This window comes from Paraburkholderia lycopersici (assembly GCF_900096975.1).
Taxonomy (GTDB): Bacteria; Pseudomonadota; Gammaproteobacteria; order Burkholderiales; family Burkholderiaceae; genus Paraburkholderia; species Paraburkholderia lycopersici.
The window spans coordinates 1-1,183 of the sequence record NZ_FMYQ01000086.1 but is presented as its reverse complement, the minus strand read 5'-3'; the positions used below and the strand labels follow the sequence as shown (position 1 = coordinate 1,183).

Below are 1,183 nucleotides of genomic sequence, written 5' to 3'. Positions count from 1 at the left end.
ATGACTGACATTGTGATCGTATCGGCCGCCCGTACGGCGGTGGGCAAATTCGGCGGCTCGCTGGCGAAGGTGGCGGCGCCCGAGCTGGGGGCGCTGGTCATCAAGGCCGCGCTCGAGCGCGCGGGCGTGAAGCCGGAGCAGGTGAGCGACGTGATCCTGGGCCAGGTGCTCACGGCCGGTTCGGGCCAGAACGTGGCGCGCCAGGCGTCGATCAAGGCGGGCCTGCCCACGGCGGTGCCGGCGATGACGATCAACAAGGTCTGCGGTTCGGGGCTGAAGGCGGTCATGCTTGCGGCCAACGCGATCATCGCGGGCGATTCGGACATTGTCGTGGCGGGCGGCCAGGAGAACATGAGCGCGGCGCCGCACGTGCTGCCGGGCTCGCGCGACGGCTTCCGCATGGGCGACGCGAAGCTTGTCGACAGCATGATCGTCGACGGCCTGTGGGACGTGTACAACCACTACCACATGGGCGTGACGGCGGAGAACGTGGCGAAGGAATACGGCATCACGCGCGAGGAGCAGGACGCGTTCGCGGCGCTCTCGCAGAACAAGGCGGAGGCCGCGCAGAAGGCGGGCCGCTTCGACGCGGAGATCGTGCCGGTGGAGATTCCGCAGCGCAAGGGCGAGCCGCTGCAGTTCCGCACCGACGAGTTCGTGCGTCACGGCGTGACGGCCGAGTCGCTTGCGGGGCTGAAGCCGGCGTTCAGCAAGGAAGGGACGGTGACGGCGGCGAATGCGTCGGGCATCAACGACGGCGCGGCGGCGGTGGTGGTGATGTCGGCGAAGAAGGCCGAGGCGCTGGGTCTGACGCCGCTGGCGCGCATCAAGGCGTACGCGAGCGGGGGCGTGGATCCGAAGGTGATGGGCATGGGGCCGGTGCCGGCATCGAAGCGCTGTCTGGAGCGCGCGGGGTGGTCGGTGAACGACCTCGATCTCATGGAGATCAACGAGGCGTTCGCGGCGCAGGCGCTGGCGGTGAACAAGCAGATGGGCTGGGACACGTCGAAGATCAACGTGAACGGCGGGGCGATCGCGATCGGGCACCCGATCGGCGCGTCGGGCTGCCGGATTCTCGTGACGCTGCTGCATGAAATGCAGCGCCGCGACGCGAAGCGCGGGCTGGCGTCGCTGTGCATCGGCGGCGGCATGGGCGTGGCGCTCGCGCTCGAACGCGGCTGAT

The 1,183-nt window shown here is 69.2% G+C and carries 1 protein-coding gene; it reads left to right on the top strand.

Annotated features, from left to right (window positions below; genetic code table 11):
- A partial coding sequence (locus BLU17_RS32115; RefSeq protein ID WP_092006781.1) for an acetyl-CoA C-acetyltransferase occupies positions 1-1,182 on the top strand: 1,182 nt, incomplete at its 5' end.
- Position 1,183: the final 1 nt, after the last annotated feature.